The sequence below is a fragment of the Streptomyces sp. NPDC002787 genome, from assembly GCF_053592095.1.
In genome coordinates, this window is sequence record NZ_JBSFVC010000007.1 from 133,797 (window position 1) to 150,699 (window position 16,903).

Consider the following 16,903-nt stretch of genomic DNA (forward strand, 5'->3'; position numbering starts at 1 on the left):
ACCTGCCCGCGCCCGGTCCGCTGTCAGGCGACTTCCGGCCCCCGGAAGGTCCGGCGGTAGGCCTGCGGGGTCGTGCCCAGTGACCGTACGAACTGATGGCGCAGGGCGGCGGCGGTGCCGAAGCCGGTGCGCCAGGCGATCGCGTCCACCGTCTCGTCCGTCGCCTCCAGCAACCGCTGGGCCAGCAGCACCCGTTGGCGCAGGATCCAGCGGTACGGGGTGGTCCCGGTCTCCTGCTGGAAACGGCGGGCGAACGTGCGCGGGGACATGTGCGCACGCGCGGCCAGCTGCTCGACGGTGACCTCCTCGTCGAGATGCCGCTCCATCCAGGCCAGCACCTCACCGACCGTGTCGCACTGCGAGCGCGGCAGCGGCCGCTCGATGTACTGGGCCTGACCCCCGTCGCGGTGCGGCGGCACCACCATCCGCCGGGCGATCTTGTTGGCGACCTCCGGCCCCTGTTCCTTGCGGACGATGTGCAGACAGGCGTCGATACCGGCCGCCGTGCCCGCAGAGGTGATCACCGGGTCCGCGTCCACGTACAGCACGTCCGGCTCGACCACCGCCCGTGGATACTGCCGGGACAGCTCCTCGGCGTGGCGCCAGTGCACCGCGCAGGGCCGCCCGTCCAGCAGCCCCGCCGCGCCGAGCACGAAGACCCCCGAGCACACGCTCAGCACCCGGGCGCCCCGGTCGGCGGCCCGGCGCAGCGCGTCCAGCAGCTCGGCCGGATAGATCCGCCGCACATAGCTCTCACCCGCCGGTACGACGACGAGGTCCGCCTCGTCGAGCCGGTCCAGGCCGTGCGAGGTGGAGATCGTGAACCCGGCGTGCGTCCGCAGGGTCGGGCCCTCCGCCGACGCGACCGCGAAGTCGTACACCGGCAGGTCCTCGTCGCTGCGGTCGAGGCCGAAGACCTCGCAGACGACACCGAGTTCGAAGGGATGCACACCGTCCAGGAGGACGGCGGCCACGTTCTTCAGCATGCTGCCAGTGTGCCTTGGGGGTGGCAGTAATTCGAGGGGGTGCGGCAGTCCTGCCACTGTTTGTCAGGAGTATTCGGCGCGACAGTGGTGTCCATGGATACGACACAGCTGCAAGGACTCATCGGAATGCTGGCCGTTCTCGGGCTGCTCGCCCTGGTCGTGCTGCCCGCGATCATCGGGGTGATGCACGACCGCCGCATCGACCGGCAGCTCCGGCAGGCGGAGGACCGCGCCGCCGCCCTCGACGGGGCCGGCCCGGAGAGGCCCGCCCGCGATGCCTCCGCCCACGCCCACCGCATCGCCCGCGCCGCCTAGGCGGCGCAGGGAGGCGGCCTAGAAGTCCTCGTCCAGGTCGACGGTGCCCTCCACCGCCACCTGGTACGCGGACGGACGCCGCTCGAAGAAGTTCGTCAGTTCCTGGACGCCCTGCAGCTCCATGAAGGAGAACGGGTTCTCCGAGCCGTGGACCGGCGCGAAGCCGAGGCGCGTCAGCCGCTGGTCGGCGACGCACTCCAGGTACTGCCGCATCGACTCGGTGTTCATGCCCGGCAGGCCTTCACCGCACAGGTCGCGGGCGAACTGCAGCTCCGCCTCGACGGCCTCCCGCAGCATGTCGGTCACCTGCTGCTCGAGCTGCTCGTCGAAGAGCTCCGGCTCCTCCTTGCGGACGGTGTCGACGACGTCGAAGGCGAAGCTCATGTGCATCGTCTCGTCGCGGAACACCCAGTTCGTGCCGGTGGCCAGGCCGTGCAGCAGGCCCCGGCTGCGGAACCAGTAGACGTACGCGAAGGCGCCGTAGAAGAACAGGCCCTCGATGCACGCGGCGAAGCAGATCAGGTTGAGCAGGAAGCGGCGGCGGTCCGCCTTGGACTCCAGGCGGTCCAGCTTCTCGACGGAGTCCATCCACGTGAAGCAGAACTCCGCCTTCTCGCGGATGGAGGGGATGTTCTCCACGGCCGCGAAGGCCGCCGCCCGGTCCTCCGGGTCGGGGAGGTAGGTGTCGAGCAGCGTCAAGTAGAACTGGACGTGGACGGCCTCCTCGAAGAGCTGACGGCTCAGGTAGAGCCGGGCCTCGGGGGAGTTGATGTGCTTGTAGAGCGTCAGCACCAGGTTGTTCGCGACGATCGAGTCGCCCGTCGCGAAGAAGGCGACCAGGCGGCCGATGAGGTGCTGCTCGGCGGGGGAGAGCTTCGCGAGGTCGGCGACGTCCGAGTGGAGGTCGACCTCCTCGACGGTCCAGGTGTTCTTGATCGCGTCTCGGTAGCGCTCGTAGAAGTCCGGGTAGCGCATGGGGCGGAGAGTCAGCTCGAAGCCGGGGTCGAGCAGGTTCTGGGTGGTCATCACAGTCGGCGCGAAGCGCCGTCCTCCGGGGGTGGTGGTCGGGTGGCGGGCGGGAATTACTGGCAGGACTCGCAGGAATCGGGGTTTTCCAGGGAGCAGGCGACCGCGTCGTCAGGAGTCGCTTGCACGGGGATCGGGGTTTGCGCCTGGGCGGCGCGGGCGATGCGGGTCGCCGGGCGGGAGCGCAGGTAGTACGTCGTCTTCAGGCCCGACTTCCAGGCGTACGCGTACATCGAGGAGAGCTTGCCGATGGTCGGCGTCTCCAGGAACAGGTTCAGCGACTGGGCCTGGTCCAGATACGGGGTGCGGGCGGCGGCCATGTCGATCAGGCCCCGCTGCGGGATCTCCCACGCCGTGCGGTACAGCGCCCGTACGTCGGCCGGGATCCATGCGAAGTCCTGCACCGAACCGTTGGAATCGCGCAGCGCCTCGCGGGTGCGGGCGTCCCACACGCCCAGCTCCTTGAGGTCCTTCACCAGATACGAGTTGACCTGGAGGAACTCGCCGGACAGCGTCTCGCGCTTGAACAGATTGGACACTTGGGGCTCGATGCACTCGTACACACCGGCGATGGAGGCGATGGTGGCCGTCGGCGCGATGGCGAGGAGCAGGGAGTTGCGCATGCCGGTCGTCGCGATGCGCTCGCGCAGGGCCGCCCAGCGCTCCGGCCAGGTGAACTCGACGCCGTAGTGGTCGGGGTGCAGCACACCGCGGGCCGTGCGGGTCTTCTCCCAGGCCGGCAGCGGGCCGCCCCGCTCGGCAAGGTCGGCGGAGGCCTCGTACGCGGCGAGCATGACGCGCTCGGCGATCCTGGTGGACAGCGCCTTCGCCTCGGGGGAGTCGAAGGGCAGGCGCAGCTGGAAGAAGACGTCCTGCAGGCCCATCGCGCCGAGGCCCACCGGGCGCCACTTGGCGTTGGAGCGGCCCGCCTGCTCGGTCGGGTAGAAGTTGATGTCGACGACACGGTCGAGGAAGGTGACGGCGGTGCGGACGGTCTCGTCCAGCCGCTCCCAGTCCATGTCGCCCGCCGACCGGTCGGCGAACGCCCCCAGGTTCACCGAGCCCAGGTTGCAGACCGCCGTCTCCCCGTCGTCCGTGATCTCCAGGATCTCCGTGCAGAGGTTGGACGAGTGGACGACATGACCCGGCTCGGCCGTCTGGTTGGCCGTGCGGTTGGCCGCGTCCTTGAAGGTCATCCAGCCGTTGCCGGTCTGCGCGAGGGTGCGCATCATGCGGCCGTACAGGTCGCGGGCCGGGATGGTCTTCCTCGCCAGGCCGTTCGCCTCCGCCCTGCGGTACGCGGCGTCGAACTCCTCACCCCACAGGTCCACCAGCTCGGGCACATCGGTCGGGGAGAACAGCGACCACCGCTCGTCGGCGTTCACCCGGCGCATGAACTCGTCCGGGACCCAGTGCGCCAGGTTCAGGTTGTGTGTACGCCGGGCGTCCTCACCGGTGTTGTCGCGCAGCTCCAGGAACTCCTCGATGTCGGAGTGCCAGGTCTCCAGGTAGACCGCGGCCGCGCCCTTGCGCCGGCCGCCCTGGTTCACCGCGGCGACCGAGGCGTCCAGCGTCTTCAGGAACGGCACGATGCCGTTGGAGTGCCCGTTGGTGCCCCGGATGAGCGAACCACGCGAGCGGATACGGGAGTACGACAGACCGATGCCGCCGGCGTGCTTCGAGAGACGGGCCACCTGGTGGTAGCGGTCGTAGATGGAGTCCAGCTCGTCCAGCGGGGAGTCGAGGAGGTAGCACGACGACATCTGGGGGTGCCTCGTACCGGAGTTGAACAGTGTGGGGGAGGAGGGCAGGTAGTCGAGGCGGCTCATCAGCCCGTAGAGCGCGGCGACTTCGTCCAGGGACCGTACGGTGTCGTCGGCCGCGAGACCGCTCGCCACCCGCAACATGAAGTGCTGGGGAGTCTCGACGACCTTGCGGGTGATCGGGTGCCGGAGCAGATAGCGGCTGTGCAGGGTGCGCAGACCGAAGTAGCCGAAGCGGTCGTCGGCGGCCGGGTCGACCAGGGAGTCGAGGCGCCCGGCGTGGACGCGGGCGAACTGCGCCGTGCGGTCGGCGACGAGGCCTTCCCGGTGGGCCACGGCGATGGACTCGGTGAACGTCGTGACGCCCTGCGAGGCGGCTTCGGCGCGGATGCCGATGGCCAGCAGGCGGGCGGCCAGCTTCGAGTAGGCGGGGTCCTCGGAGATGAGGCCCGCGGCCGCCTCCGTGGCCAGCTCGCGCAGCTCCGCCTCGTCGGCCCTCGCGGACCGGCCGCGCAGCGCGGCGGCGGCGACCCGGCCGGGGTCGGCGTCGGGGAGGTCGGCGGTCAGCTCGGTCAGGGTCCGCAGCAACGCGGTACCGGGACCGTCGGACTCCGTCACCGGGGCGGTTGAAGCCAGGTCGGCTGAAACCGGGTCGGCTGGCGCGATGGTCACGTGGGGGCTCTCCCTCGCTCGGCTGGGGCCATTGGGAGGGCAGGCAGCAGCACACGAGCGCACGGGGGCGTCGCGTCCACCGGCCCATTCCACGAGGCCCGGACGTCAGGGCACCCGGACCGGACGGCCGGGCGCACTGTCGGCAGGTGTTCGGACTGGACAGGCGTGCATGCACGCGAGTACACCGTTGCGGGACAGCTCCGGATTCGCACCGGATTCCCCTGCGGCGACAGCGAGCATGAGCATACATCTTGTGTCGGGCTGCGGTGACACCCCCAGATGTTGTGTCGCGGCGGCTCCGGCGACGGCTCCGGCGACGACTTCGAAGCGTGTCAGAGCGTCAACTCGTAGGTGAGGAGCAAGAGGTCGTCGAGGTGGGGGACGGGGTTCCAGTCGCGCTCTGGTGTGCGAGTGAAGCCCAGCCGTTCATAGATCCGGTGGGCGGCGTGCATGCGGCTCTGGGTCGACAGCACGACGCGTGCACAGCCGTCCACGGCCCGGGCGCGCTCCAGGCAGGCCCGGACGAGGGCCTCGCCCGCGCCCCGTCCGCGGGCCTCGCGTGCGACCGCCAGCATGCGGATCTCGGCCTCGCCCGGGCCGGCGATGTCGGCCATCGGGCCTCCCGCCGGGACGAAGGTCACTCCGCCGAGCACTCTGCCCTCCTCGACGGCGACCAGCACGTCGGCCGCCGCGGCCCGTTTCGCCACGTCCCGCAGCTCGCCGAGGTACTCGTCGCTCTCCCCGAAGTCCAGGAGACCGTCTGCCAGATAGGCCCGTGCGGTGATCTCGCCGAGGGTGGGGTACTCGTCGGGGGAGATCTGCCTGATGGTGATGTCCATGGCTCGAAGTCTGCATGAGGGCCGCCAAGTCGCGTCCGAGGTTTTCCACAGGGGCGACGACTTGTCGGATGATCGGCACGGCATCAGGGGGCGGTCGACTCCGGGCCCGCTCAACCCGCCGGAGCGGTCGGCTCAGGCAACCGCCGGCCACCGTGGCAGCGCCGTCACGAAGTCCTCGCTGAAGTCGCGGGTGCCCGGGCCCAGGGCGACGCGGCCGGTGGCGCGGAGGCGGGCGGTCAGGGCGGGGGACTCGGAGTAGTACACCCGGCGGGCGGCGGCCGGCACGAACACGGTCTGGCCGCGCGTGAGTTCGCTCGCGCACTCCACGACGACGGCTCCGCCGGCGGCCTCGACGAACGCCTCGTCCCCGCAGACGCCGACGGCCAGCGGGTCGTGCAGGGGGCAGGTGCCGTCCCCGCCGTGGCGGGTGTACGCGTCCATGTAGGTGCGCATCAGCCGGGCCGCGAGGGCCGTGCCCGGGCCCGCGGCCTCCAGTGCGGCGAGGTCGGCGGGGCGGAACAGCCAGCGGTGTGAGGCGTCCAGGTCGACCATGGTGAACGGGATGCCGGAGGAGAGGACGATCTCGGCGGCGTCCGGGTCGGCCCAGACGTTGAACTCGGCGACCGGAGTGAAGTTCCCCGGGACCTGGGCGGCACCTCCCATGAACACGAACTTCCGCACGCGGTGGGCGAAGGCCGGGTCCTCCAGCAGGGCGATGGCCACGTTCGTGAGGGGGCCCGTGGCGCACACCGTCAGGTCGCCCTCGTACGCGTGGGAGAGCCGGAGCAGAGCCTGCGCGGACGACTCCGCCGGGTGCGGGGCCGTGGAGTCGGGCAGTGTTTCGTCGCCGAGGCCGGCCGGGCCGTGGAAGGCGGACGCCTCGCGGTAGGGGAGGCGGGACAGGGGGCGGCCCGCGCCGCGGTGGACCGGGACGTCGCTGTCGATGCGCAGGGCTCGGGCAAGGGCCCGGGCGTTGGCGTAGGTCGCCTCGGCGGGGAGGTTGCCGCCGACCGATGTGTACGCCTTGAGGTCCCACAGGCCGGTGCCGAGCAGGTACTGCAGGGCCACGGCGTCGTCGATACCGGGGTCGCTGTCGAGGACGATCGGGGCGCGAGCGGTCACCGAATCAGCGTAGCCGGGTGTTCTTCGCCCCCGCCGCCCTTACCCGTCCCATCCCAGGGGCGCTGCCCCTTCGACCCCGAGGGGGTTCGTTGTCGGGTGCGGGTGGGTGGGGGGCGAAGGGGCGCAGCCCCTGGTGGGGGAGGGACGGGTAGGGGCGGCGGGGGCGAGAAAAGGCGCCCCCGCCGCCCCGGAACCCGGTGATGGACTAGTGGCTCGTGCCCGCCGTCGCCGGCGGCAGTTCCACCTGGACGCCCGCGTCGCCCGCGTCCGCCGTGTAGTCCTCCGGCTTGGTCTCGTCGATGCCGTCGGGGGCCTTGGCCGCGCGCAGGACGAAGGTGAGGACCACGGTGACCACGACGTTGAGCACGAAGGCGGTCAGACCGATGTACCCGATCTCGCCGATGCCGGGGATCTCCGCAGATGACCCGCCGAAGTGCTTCTGCGTGGGGGAGGCCACGCCGTACGCGGCCAGCGTCCCGTACAGCATGCCGACCGCCCAGCCGGCGATGAGCGCCCAGCGGTGGAACCAGCGGGTGAAGAGACCCCCGACGAGGGCCGGGAAGGTCTGGAGGATCCAGATGCCGCCGAGCAGCTGGAAGTTGATGGCGACCGTCTTGTCCATGGTGAGGACGAACGCCAGCGCGCCCACCTTCACCAGCAGCGACACCAGCTTGGAGACCTTGGTCTCCTGCTGGGGCGTGGCGTTCGGCTTGATGAAGTCCTTGTAGATGTTGCGGGTGAAGAGGTTCGCCGCAGCGATGGACATGATCGCCGCGGGGACCAGGGCGCCGATGCCGATGGCGGCGAAGGCCACTCCCGCGAACCAGTCGGGGAACATCGTCTCGAACAGCTGCGGGATCGCCAGCTGGCCGTTCTGCACCTGGATGCCGGCCGCGATCGCCATGAAGCCGAGGAGGGCCAGCAGGCCCAGCATCAGCGAGTACAGCGGCAGGATCGTGGTGTTGCGGCGGATGACCTCGCGGCTCTTGGACGACAGCGTCGCCGTGATCGAGTGCGGGTACATGAACAGTGCCAGCGCGGAGCCGAGGGCCAGGGTCGCGTACGTCCACTGGCTGGCGTCGCCCGGGACGAGCGCGCCGCGCGGCTTGTCCGTCGCCGGGTTGGTCTGGCTGTACGCCTCGCCCGCCTTGGCGAAGATGTCGTCGAAGCCGCCGAGCTTGATCGGGATGTAGATGATCGCCACCGCGATGACGATGTAGATCAGGGTGTCCTTCACGAACGCGATCAGCGCGGGGGCCCGGAGGCCGGACGAGTAGGTGTACGCGGCCAGGACGCCGAAGGCGATCAGCAGCGGCAGGTCCTTGATGAACCAGTTGGTGTCCTCGCCGCCGCCGACGCCCATCACGTCCAGGACGGCCTGGATGCCGACGAGCTGCAACGCGATGTACGGCATCGTCGCGAGGATGCCGGTCAGGGCGACCGCCAGCGACAGGCCCTTCGAGCCGAAGCGGCCGCGTACGAAGTCCGAGGTCGTCACATAGCCGTGCTTGTGGGAGACCGACCACAGGCGGGGCAGGAAGGTGAAGATCAGCGGGTAGATCAGGATCGTGTACGGCACCGCGAAGAAGCCGGCCGCGCCCGCCGCGTAGATCGCCGCCGGTACGGCGACGAAGGTGTACGCGGTGTAGAGGTCGCCGCCGAGCAGGAACCAGGTGATCCAGGTGCCGAACGACCGGCCGCCCAGGCCCCACTCGTCGAGGCTGTGCTCGTTCTCGGCCTTGCGCCAGCGCGCGGCCAGGAAGCCCATGACCGTGACGGCCAGGAAGAAGAAGATGAAGACGGCGAGTGCCACGCCGTTCACGCCGTCCTTCACTTCGCGGCACCCCCGCCCTTGGCCTGGGACCTGCGGGCGCGCTGGTCGCGCTGCCACAGGACGTACGCGGTGGCGGTGAGCGCGGTGGAGATGAGCACCCAGGCCATCTGGTACCAGTAGAAGAACGGGATGCCGATGAACGCCGGGTCGGTCTTGGCGTACGAGCCGACCCAGAGCATCGCCACGAACGGGGCGAACAGGCACAGGGCGATGACCACTCTGACAGGTGTCACCACCGGTGGTCTCACTTCAGGCGCTTCTGACATGTCCCGGTTCCGTCCCCTCGCTGATCACCATTGGTCACCGCTGATCACCTGCTCAACGCGCAGGAAATGTAAGGGACGGCTTCCGTCGTATGGAACCCCCCGTCCGGATATCGGATGCGGAGGTTGTGTGTTCAGCAGCGGCGGAACCCTTGCCGGGGGTCTGCTTCCCGCCGGTCCGGCCGGCCGCGGCGACCAGAGCGACGACGGTCCAAATGACGACGGTCCAGTTGACGACGGTCCAGATGACGACGGTTCGGACGCGAGTCCCTTACTCCGTGGGCCGCTTGAGCCTCGCCACGAACTTGTACCGGTCACCTCGGTAGACGGACCGCACCCACTCCACCGGCTGCCCGTCCTTGTCCAGCGAGTGGCGGGAGAGCATCAGCATCGGCAGGCCCACGTCCGTGCCCAGCAGGCCGGCCTCGCGCGGGGTGGCCAGCGAGGTCTCGATGGTCTCCTCGGCCTCGGCGAGATGGACGTCGTACACCTCGGCGAGCGCCGTGTAGAGGGAGGTGTACTTGACCAGTGACCTGCGCAGGGCCGGGAAACGCTTGGCCGACAGATGGGTCGTCTCGATCGCCATCGGCTCGCCGTTGGCCATGCGGAGGCGCTCGATCCGCAGCACCCGTCCGCCGGCCGTGATGTCGAGCAGCCCCGCGAGCGTGTCGTCGGCGGTGATGTACCCGATGTCCAGCAGCTGCGAGGTGGGTTCGAGACCCTGGGCCCGCATGTCCTCGGTGTACGAGGTGAGTTGCAGCGCCTGGGAGACCTTCGGCTTGGCGACGAACGTGCCCTTGCCCTGGATGCGCTCAAGCCGCCCCTCGACCACCAACTCCTGCAGCGCCTGCCGCACGGTTGTGCGCGAGGTGTCGAACTCGGCGGCGAGCGTGCGCTCGGGCGGTACCGGCGTGCCCGGCGGCAGCGTCTCGGTCATGTCGAGCAGGTGCTTCTTCAGGCGGTAGTACTTGGGCACGCGTGCGGTACGGACGGTCGCCCCGTTCTCGTTCTCCGCACTGCTGACGTCGGTGCTCATGCTCCGCCTTCCCGGCTCCTAGTGGCGTGATCCTTCTGTATACCCGCACAGCCCCCGCTGGTCTAGTCCACGAAGGGGTCTCGAATGGTCCACTCCGGCGGGGCGCAGTGGTCTACCCGAAGAGTGTGGCTGAACCGCGCGGTTTTCGCTGGCTTATTACATAAAGGTTCTTGCATATGTAGGTCGCATAACGGCTGGTGAGAGGTGGTTCGAGCGCTCTTGACAGGGCGATTGGTCTGGGTCAAGCTCCGGCGTACTGGTCTACACCATTGGTCCAGGTCCCGGCCCCATGGGCGGTACGTCTGTCACCGCGGGGAGCAGGGGGGTTTGTGGCATCCCTGAGGAATGGCATCCCTGAGGAGGGTGGCGTGAAGAGGAAGCTGACGACCGCGATCTGTGTCGCGGGAATGATGGTCTCCATCGCGGCGTGCGGGGGCGGCGGGAGCGAGAGTTCGGACACGGGCGCGGACACCAAGGAGCTGACCGTCTGGCTCACGGTGGACGCCCAGAACAACTGGCCCGAGCTGGTCAAGGCCGCCGACGCGGCGATCGAGAAGAAGCACCCCGGGATCACGATCAAGCACGAGTACTACGGCTGGCCCGACAAGAACGCCAAGCTCGACGCCGTCCTCGCCACCGACAAGGCGCCCGACGTGGTCGAGATGGGCAACACGGAGATGCTCGCCTACATGGTCAAGGGCGCCTTCGCCCCCGTCGACCCGGCGACGTTCGACAACTCCGACGCCTGGCTGGACGGCCTCAAGGCCTCCGTCACCTACGACGGCAAGACGTACGGCGTCCCGTACTACGCCGGTGGCCGCGTCGCCAACTGGCGCAAGGACGTCTTCGCCGCGGTGGGCGTCAAGTCCGCGCCGAAGACGTACGAGGAGCTCACCGCCGCCCTCGACAAGGTCCAGAAGAAGCAGGGCGACAAGTTCAGCGCCTGGTACCAGCCCACCCGCGACTGGTACGCGGCCATGTCCTTCGTCTACGACGCCGGCGGCTCCATAGCCGTCGAGTCCGGCGGCAAGTGGAAGGCCAGCCTTTCCTCCCCGGAGTCCATCGAGGGCCTGAACGCGTTCAAGAACGTCGTCGACACGTACATGCACGGCGACAAGACCAAGGACGAGTCCGACCGTTACATCGTCTACGGCCAGGGCAAGTCCGGCATGATCTTCGCCCCCGCCTGGGAGGGCGCGACCGCCGCGGCCAAGGAGAACGACAAGACCGGCAAGCTCGCCGGCAGCGTCGAGAACTTCGTGATGCCCGGCCCGTCCGGCAAGAACCTCCCCGTCTTCCTCGGCGGCTCCGACCTCGCCGTCCCGGTGAAGTCCGACGCGCAGACCGTCGCCGCCGAGTGGATCAACGCCTTCACCGGCTCCTCCGGCCAGAAGGGCCTGATCGAGAAGGGCAACCTGCCCAACAACAAGACCGACCTCGCCACCCTCAAGGACGACCCCGCGACCGCGGTCCCGGCCACCGCGGCCGAGTCCAACTGGTTCGTCCCGATGGCTCCGGGCTGGGGACAGGTCGAGAAGGCGCAGATCCTGCAGACGATGCTGCAGTCCATCGGCACCGGCAAGAAGTCGGTCGAGGAGGCCGCGAAGGAAGCGGACGCCGAGATCGACAAGGTCATCAACACGGAGTGACCTGCGGTCGGGCTCGGCCAAGGCCAGGGCCCGGCCGGCTGGTCATGATCGGCCGGTGGGTGACACAAGAAAGTGCCGCGACGGGTCGTTGGTTCGGTGCCGGTGCGTCGTGGCTGGTCGCGCAGTTCCCCGCGCTCCTTTCGGGGCCGGGGGGCTGCCAGGCCCCACTTCATTCGCTTAGGAGCGCGCCATGAGTGCCGCAGATACGACCACTCCCACCAAGGTGCCGCCGCCGCGGCAGGCGCCGCCACCAGTCGCTGTCGCCGACACGGCCCCGGGCAAACGGCGCTCCGGAGGGCCGGCCGTGCCCTGGTTGTTGCTCGCGCCCTGTCTGTTGATCCTCGCCCTCGTCCTGGGCTATCCGCTGGTCCGGCTGGTCACCCTCTCCTTCCAGGAGTTCGGCCAGTCGCAGCTGTGGGGCTTCAAGCCCGCCGAGTCGGCCGGCTTCGACAACTTCGCCAAGGTGCTGGGCGACAGCGAGTTCTGGACCGTCGTCGTACGGACCGTCGTCTTCGCCGCCGCCTGCGTGATCTTCACGATGGTCATCGGCATGGCGATCGCGCTGCTCCTGCAGCGGGTCTCCGGCTGGGTGAAGACGCTCATCAACATCGCGCTCGTGGCGAGTTGGGGCATGCCGATCATCGTGGCCACCACCGTCTTCAAGTGGCTCTTCGACTCCGACTACGGCATCTTCAACGCGTTGCTCAGCAAGCTCCCCGGCGTCGACATGATCGGCCACAACTGGTTCGCCAGCGGCCCCGAGGGCCTGGCCGTCATCACGCTCCTCGTGGTGTGGGGGGCGGTGCCGTTCGTCGTCATCACCCTCAGCGCCGGGCTCACTCAGGTCCCCAAGGAGTTGGAGGAGGCCGCCCGCTTGGACGGCGCCGGCGCCTGGGGCGTGTTCCGCTACGTCACCCTCCCCATCCTCAAGCCGATCATCGTGATGCTCACGACCCTCTCGGTCATCTGGGACATGGGCGTCTTCCCCCAGGTCTTCGTGATGCGCAACGGCCACCCGGAGGCCGAGTTCCAACTGCTCACCACCTACTCGTACGACAAGGCGTTCGTGGTCAACGACTACGCGCAGGGCTCCGCGATCGCACTGCTGACCGTGCTGTTGCTGCTCGGCGTGATCGGTGTCTACATGCGCCAGATGCTGAAGATCGGAGAAGTCGAATGAGCACTGCCACTGTCTCCGGTCCCCGGAGGTCCAAGCTCGGCTGGAACCTCCTCGGCCTCCTCGTCTTCGTCACCGCCGGCTTCCCCGTCTACTGGATGCTGAACACGGCGTTCAAGCCGGCCAAGGACGCGATCGACCCCGACCCCAGCCTGTTGCCGACATCGATCACCTTCGCCAACTTCGGCCGCGCGCTGGACATCGCCGACTTCTGGGGCCCGGTCGGCCGCAGCCTCGTCGTCTCCCTCACGGTCGTCGTGATCGGCATCGTCGTCGGCATGCTGGCCGCCCTCGCCATCTCCCGCTTCGCCTTCCGCGGCCGGAAGGTGGTCATCGTCGGCATCCTCGCCGTCCAGATGGTCCCGCTGGTCGCGATGATCATCCCGGTCTTCCTGCTCCTGAACGACCTCGGCCAGTACGACCGCCTCAGCGGCCTGATCATCACCTATCTGACCTTCATCCTCCCGTTCACCGTGTGGACCCTGCGCGGCTTCATCGTCAACATCCCGCGCGAACTGGAGGAGGCGGCCATGGTCGACGGCTGCTCCCGCACCACCGCCTTCCTCCGCGTGGTGTTCCCCCTGCTCGCGCCGGGCATGGTGGCGACCTCGGTCTACGGCTTCATCCAGGCGTGGAACGAGTATCTGTACGCCCTGATGCTGATGAGCCAGCAGAACCAGACGGCGACCGTCTGGCTCGGCAACTTCACCACCAAGCACGGCACCGAATACGCCCCGATGATGGCCGGCTCCACCATGATGGCCGTGCCGATCGTCGTCCTCTTCCTCCTCGTTCAGCGCAAGATGGCCGCGGGTCTCACCGCGGGCGCCGTGAAGGGATAACCCCTCGATGACGACATTCGCCACTGGCTCGACTGGTTCCAATTCGGGGCAGGACAGCCTCACGCGGGACGCGCTGACGGTCCTCCAGCCCGGTTTCACGGGCACCACCGCCCCCGACTGGCTGCTGCGCCGCCTCGGTGAGGGCCTCGCCTCCGTCGGCCTCTTCGGCCGCAACATCACCTCGCCCGATCAACTGACCGCCCTCACCGCACAGTTGCGTGCCGAGCACGAGGACGTCCTGGTCGCCATCGACGAGGAGGGCGGTGACGTCACCCGCCTCGAGGTCCGCACCGGCTCCTCCTTCCCGGGCAACCACGCCCTGGGCGCGGTCGACGACGTGGACCTCACCAGGGAGGTCGCCCTCGCGCTGGGCCACCGCCTGGCGCAGTGCGGCGTCAACCTCAACTGGGCCCCCTCGGCCGACGTCAACTCCAACCCCGGCAATCCCGTCATCGGGGTCCGTTCCTTCGGCGCCGACCCCGACCTGGTCGCCCGCCACACGGCCGCCTACGTCACCGGCCTCCAGGCCGCGGGCGTCGCCGCCTGCACCAAGCACTTCCCGGGCCACGGCGACACCGCCGTCGACTCCCACCTCTCCCTGCCCCGCATCGACGCGGACCGCTCGCTCGTGGACTCCCGCGACCTGACTCCCTTCCGCGCCGCCATCAGCGCCGGTTCACGGGCGATGATGAGCGCCCACATCCTGGTCCCCGCCCTGGACTCCGACCGCCCGGCAACGTTGTCGCGTGGCATTCTCACGGACCTCCTGCGCGGCGAACTCGGCTACGAGGGCCTCATCGTCACCGACGGCATGGAGATGCGGGCCATCGCTGGCACCTACGGCATCGAACACGGCAGCGTCCTAGCCCTGGCCGCCGGCGCCGACGCCATCTGCGTCGGCGGCGGCCTGGCCGACGACGAAACCGTCCGCCGCCTCCGCGACGCCCTGATCACCGCCGTCCGCACCGGCGACCTCTCCGAGGAACGCCTGGCCGACGCGGCGAACCGGGTCCGCGCACTGGCCCAGTGGACACGATCGGCCGCCGACCAAGCACGAGGCGCCGACGGAACGAGGGGCGAGGCCCTGGGGAAGAGCGAGGGGGACGAGGGCATCGGCGGTGTCGGTCTCGTGGCCGCCCGGCGCGCCCTCACGACGACCTGCACGGAGCCCTACCAGCCGCCCACCCAACCTCTGTACGTCGCCGCCTTCACCCCCGTGGCGAACATCGCCGTGGGCGACGAGACCCCCTGGGGCGTCGGCGCGGAACTGGCCCGTCTCCTCCCGGGCACCGAGACAGGCACCTTCGCGGGCGACAGCGCCGGCGCCTCCGCCCTGGCCGTCGCCGGCACCCGCCGTATCGTCGCCGTCGTCCGCGATGAGCACCGCCACCCCTGGATGACCAGCGCCCTCGACACCCTCCTCACCACCCGTCCCGACACCATCGTGGTGGAAATGGGCATCCCCCAGTCCCCGCCCCGAGGCCCCCTCCACATCGCGACCCACGGCGCCGCCAGGGTCTGCGGGAGGGCGGCGGCGGAGGTCATCGCGGGCGCGCGGTAGGACCCGTTCGACAACCGCGGCTCCAGCACGCGCAGGCGCCACAGCCCCTCTCACCGGGCCGTGGCGCCCACGCGCGTCCCGGTACCGCTAGATCCCCTGCCAGTCGGGCTTGTTGTCGTACGTGTGCCGGAAGTAGTCCGCCAGCTTCAGCTTCGACGCGGCGCCCTCGTCCACCACGACGGTCGCGTGCGGATGGAGCTGCAGCGCCGAGGCCGGGCAGACCGCGGCCACCGGACCCTCCACGGTCGCCGCGACGGCGTCCGCCTTGCCCTCGCCCGTGGCGAGCAGGACGAGATGCCGGGCCTCCAGGATCGTGCCGATGCCCTGGGTGATGACGTGGTGCGGCACCTGCTCGACGTCGCCGTCGAAGAACCGGGCGTTGTCGATCCGGGTCTGCTGGGTCAGCGTCTTGATCCGCGTCCGGGAGGCGAGCGACGAGCACGGCTCGTTGAACCCGATGTGCCCGTCGGTCCCGATGCCGAGCAACTGCAGATCCACACCCCCCGCCTCCGCCAGTGCCCTGTCGTACGCCCGGCACGCCTGCGCCACGTCCTCGGAGGTGCCGTCGGGCCCCATGAACGCGTCCATGCCGAGCCCCAACGGCTCCAGCACCTCCCGCCGCAGCACCGAGCGGTACGACTCGGGATGCTCGGCCGGCAGCCCCACGTACTCGTCGAGCTGTGCGAGCCGGGCCCGCGAAACGTCCACGGCACCGGAGCGCACCTTCGCCGTCAGAGCCTGGTAGATGGGGAGCGGGGTCGACCCCGTGGCCACCCCGAGCAGCGCGTCGGGCTTCCGCCGGAGCAACTGGGCCATCGCCTCGGCTATGAGCTCGCCACCCGCCTTGGCATCCGGAACGATGACAACTTCCACGCTGGGCCTGCCGATCTGGGAAGAGGGGACTCGACTGGAAATTGGAGGACGCACGCTATGTGGTTTAGACCAATCTAGCAGAGGGGTCTTCGCGGGGGTATGCCCGTCCTCCCCGTCCCGGGTTCCGGCTCCGGCCCTGTGCCCACGGCGGCCCGGTCCTGGACCTCTAGGCCAGCGAACCGCCCGTCGCGTCCAGCCAGCTCCCCGTGACCCATCGCCCGTCGTCCGACGCCAGGAATGCCACCGCGTCCGCGATGTCGGCGGTCGTCCCCGCCCGGCCCAGCGCCGATATGCCCTCGGCCATGGCTCGGCCAGCTTCGGTTCCCAGGAACTCTGCGGTGTTGTCGGTCTCGACCAGGCCGGGCGCCACCGAGTTGACCGTGATGCCCCGGGAGCCCAGCACCTTCGACAGATCCCGGGTGAGGAGGTCCAGCGCCCCCTTCGTCATCGCGTACGCCACGTTGTCGGGCATCGCGGCCGTACGCGCCAGCCCCGACGAGATGTTGATGATCCGGCCGCCGTCGCGCAGGCGGGCCATGCCGTGCTTGACGAGGAAGAACGGCGCTTTCACGTTCACCGCGAAGACCTCGTCGTACTCCTGCTCGTCGATCTCGGTGATCGGCCGGGTTTTCCCGAGCGCCGCGTTGTTCACCAGGATGTCTAGCCCGTCCGCGTGCCGGTCGAACTCCTTCCACAGGGTCTCGGCGTCCCCTGGCAGGCCGAGCTCCGCCCCGATCGCGAAGGCCGAGCCGCCCGCGGCCTCGATCGAGGCGACCGTCTCCTTCGCGGCCGCCTCGTTCCGGCCGTAGTGCACGGCGACCCGCGCTCCGTCGCGTCCCAGCCGCTCGGCGATGCCCCGCCCGATGCCCCTGCTCGCTCCTGTGACGAGTGCCGTCCTGCCTGTGAGCACACCCATGTCGGCGCCCCCTCCACATTTTTCTATCG

15 protein-coding genes and 1 riboswitch are annotated in these 16,903 nt (G+C 69.5%); of the genes, 5 read left to right on the top strand and 10 right to left on the bottom strand.

From position 1 onward, the window contains the following. Window positions 1–23 precede the first annotated feature (23 nt). Window positions 24–986, bottom strand: a complete 963-nt coding sequence (locus tag ACWD26_RS11870; RefSeq protein WP_451268799.1) for a GlxA family transcriptional regulator — start codon at window positions 984–986, stop codon at window positions 24–26. Window positions 987–1,079: 93 nt separating this feature from the next. Here ACWD26_RS11870 and ACWD26_RS11875 point away from each other — a divergent pair, with 93 nt between their 5' ends. After that, a complete protein-coding gene (locus tag ACWD26_RS11875) occupies window positions 1,080–1,301 on the top strand; it encodes a hypothetical protein (RefSeq protein WP_451268801.1) in 222 nt (73 codons plus the stop codon). Window positions 1,302–1,319: 18 nt separating this feature from the next. Here ACWD26_RS11875 and ACWD26_RS11880 read toward each other — a convergent pair whose 3' ends face one another. The 7 genes from ACWD26_RS11880 to ACWD26_RS11910 all read right to left on the bottom strand — a co-directional run bounded on the left by ACWD26_RS11880 (window position 1,320) and on the right by ACWD26_RS11910 (window position 9,856). After that, window positions 1,320–2,327 carry a ribonucleotide-diphosphate reductase subunit beta gene (locus ACWD26_RS11880; RefSeq protein WP_451268803.1) on the bottom strand — a complete coding sequence of 336 codons (1,008 nt, stop codon included), beginning with the start codon at window positions 2,325–2,327 and terminating at the stop codon, window positions 1,320–1,322. A 56-nt stretch (window positions 2,328–2,383) separates the two neighbouring features. Beyond that, window positions 2,384–4,762, bottom strand: a complete 2,379-nt coding sequence (locus ACWD26_RS11885; RefSeq protein ID WP_451268805.1) for a ribonucleoside-diphosphate reductase subunit alpha — start codon at window positions 4,760–4,762, stop codon at window positions 2,384–2,386. A gap of 124 nt (window positions 4,763–4,886) precedes the next feature. Then, window positions 4,887–5,008: riboswitch (cobalamin riboswitch) on the bottom strand. Window positions 5,009–5,094: 86 nt separating this feature from the next. Continuing rightward, window positions 5,095–5,601: a GNAT family N-acetyltransferase gene (locus tag ACWD26_RS11890; RefSeq protein WP_451268807.1), complete on the bottom strand. Its 507-nt coding sequence runs from the start codon at window positions 5,599–5,601 to the stop codon at window positions 5,095–5,097. 132 nt (window positions 5,602–5,733) lie between these two features. Beyond that, a complete protein-coding gene (locus tag ACWD26_RS11895; protein ID WP_451268809.1) occupies window positions 5,734–6,723 on the bottom strand; it encodes a nucleoside hydrolase in 990 nt (329 codons plus the stop codon). Window positions 6,724–6,928: 205 nt separating this feature from the next. Next, entirely contained in the window at window positions 6,929–8,557 is a 1,629-nt protein-coding gene (gene mctP, locus ACWD26_RS11900; protein WP_451268811.1) for a monocarboxylate uptake permease MctP, read from the bottom strand. Then, window positions 8,554–8,823: a DUF3311 domain-containing protein gene (locus ACWD26_RS11905; protein ID WP_451268813.1), complete on the bottom strand. Its 270-nt coding sequence runs from the start codon at window positions 8,821–8,823 to the stop codon at window positions 8,554–8,556. The genes mctP and ACWD26_RS11905 overlap by 4 nt, the downstream gene beginning before the upstream one ends. A 268-nt stretch (window positions 8,824–9,091) precedes the next feature. After that, on the bottom strand, window positions 9,092–9,856 hold the full coding sequence (locus ACWD26_RS11910; RefSeq protein WP_451268815.1) for a GntR family transcriptional regulator: 765 nt from the start codon (window positions 9,854–9,856) through the stop codon (window positions 9,092–9,094). 368 nt (window positions 9,857–10,224) lie between these two features. Between ACWD26_RS11910 and ACWD26_RS11915 the strand changes: the two genes are divergently transcribed. The 4 genes from ACWD26_RS11915 (at window position 10,225) to ACWD26_RS11930 (ending at window position 15,085) form a co-directional block, all read left to right on the top strand. Further along, entirely contained in the window at window positions 10,225–11,505 is a 1,281-nt protein-coding gene (locus ACWD26_RS11915; RefSeq protein WP_451268817.1) for an extracellular solute-binding protein, read from the top strand. Window positions 11,506–11,695: 190 nt separating this feature from the next. After that, window positions 11,696–12,685 (top strand): carbohydrate ABC transporter permease, encoded by a 990-nt coding sequence (locus ACWD26_RS11920; RefSeq protein ID WP_451268819.1) that lies wholly within the window; start codon window positions 11,696–11,698, stop codon window positions 12,683–12,685. Further along, window positions 12,682–13,524 (top strand): carbohydrate ABC transporter permease, encoded by an 843-nt coding sequence (locus ACWD26_RS11925; protein WP_451268821.1) that lies wholly within the window; start codon window positions 12,682–12,684, stop codon window positions 13,522–13,524. The genes ACWD26_RS11920 and ACWD26_RS11925 overlap by 4 nt, the downstream gene beginning before the upstream one ends. Window positions 13,525–13,531: 7 nt before the next feature. Then, the gene (locus ACWD26_RS11930; RefSeq protein WP_451268823.1) at window positions 13,532–15,085 is read left to right on the top strand and encodes a glycoside hydrolase family 3 protein; all 1,554 of its coding nucleotides are present in this window, start codon (window positions 13,532–13,534) and stop codon (window positions 15,083–15,085) included. An 87-nt stretch (window positions 15,086–15,172) separates the two neighbouring features. On the opposite strand, the gene nagB is transcribed toward ACWD26_RS11930, so the two are convergent. Continuing rightward, window positions 15,173–15,958, bottom strand: coding sequence for a glucosamine-6-phosphate deaminase (gene nagB, locus ACWD26_RS11935; protein ID WP_451268825.1), 786 nt, complete (start codon window positions 15,956–15,958; stop codon window positions 15,173–15,175). Between the two features lie 166 nt (window positions 15,959–16,124). Next, window positions 16,125–16,874: an SDR family oxidoreductase gene (locus tag ACWD26_RS11940; RefSeq protein ID WP_451268827.1), complete on the bottom strand. Its 750-nt coding sequence runs from the start codon at window positions 16,872–16,874 to the stop codon at window positions 16,125–16,127. Window positions 16,875–16,903: the final 29 nt, after the last annotated feature.

What these genes read in the sequence shown, in the direction of transcription:
- ACWD26_RS11940 (WP_451268827.1), bottom strand. Translation starts at nt 16,874, where the DNA reads ATGGGTGTGCTCACAGGCAGGACGGCACTCGTCACAGGAGCGAGCAGG.
- ACWD26_RS11890 (WP_451268807.1), bottom strand. Translation starts at nt 5,601, where the DNA reads ATGGACATCACCATCAGGCAGATCTCCCCCGACGAGTACCCCACCCTC.
- ACWD26_RS11875 (WP_451268801.1), top strand. Translation starts at nt 1,080, where the DNA reads ATGGATACGACACAGCTGCAAGGACTCATCGGAATGCTGGCCGTTCTC.
- ACWD26_RS11870 (WP_451268799.1), bottom strand. Translation starts at nt 986, where the DNA reads ATGCTGAAGAACGTGGCCGCCGTCCTCCTGGACGGTGTGCATCCCTTC.
- ACWD26_RS11925 (WP_451268821.1), top strand. Translation starts at nt 12,682, where the DNA reads ATGAGCACTGCCACTGTCTCCGGTCCCCGGAGGTCCAAGCTCGGCTGG.
- ACWD26_RS11905 (WP_451268813.1), bottom strand. Translation starts at nt 8,823, where the DNA reads ATGTCAGAAGCGCCTGAAGTGAGACCACCGGTGGTGACACCTGTCAGA.
- ACWD26_RS11930 (WP_451268823.1), top strand. Translation starts at nt 13,532, where the DNA reads ATGACGACATTCGCCACTGGCTCGACTGGTTCCAATTCGGGGCAGGAC.
- ACWD26_RS11920 (WP_451268819.1), top strand. Translation starts at nt 11,696, where the DNA reads ATGAGTGCCGCAGATACGACCACTCCCACCAAGGTGCCGCCGCCGCGG.
- ACWD26_RS11910 (WP_451268815.1), bottom strand. Translation starts at nt 9,856, where the DNA reads ATGAGCACCGACGTCAGCAGTGCGGAGAACGAGAACGGGGCGACCGTC.
- ACWD26_RS11880 (WP_451268803.1), bottom strand. Translation starts at nt 2,327, where the DNA reads ATGACCACCCAGAACCTGCTCGACCCCGGCTTCGAGCTGACTCTCCGC.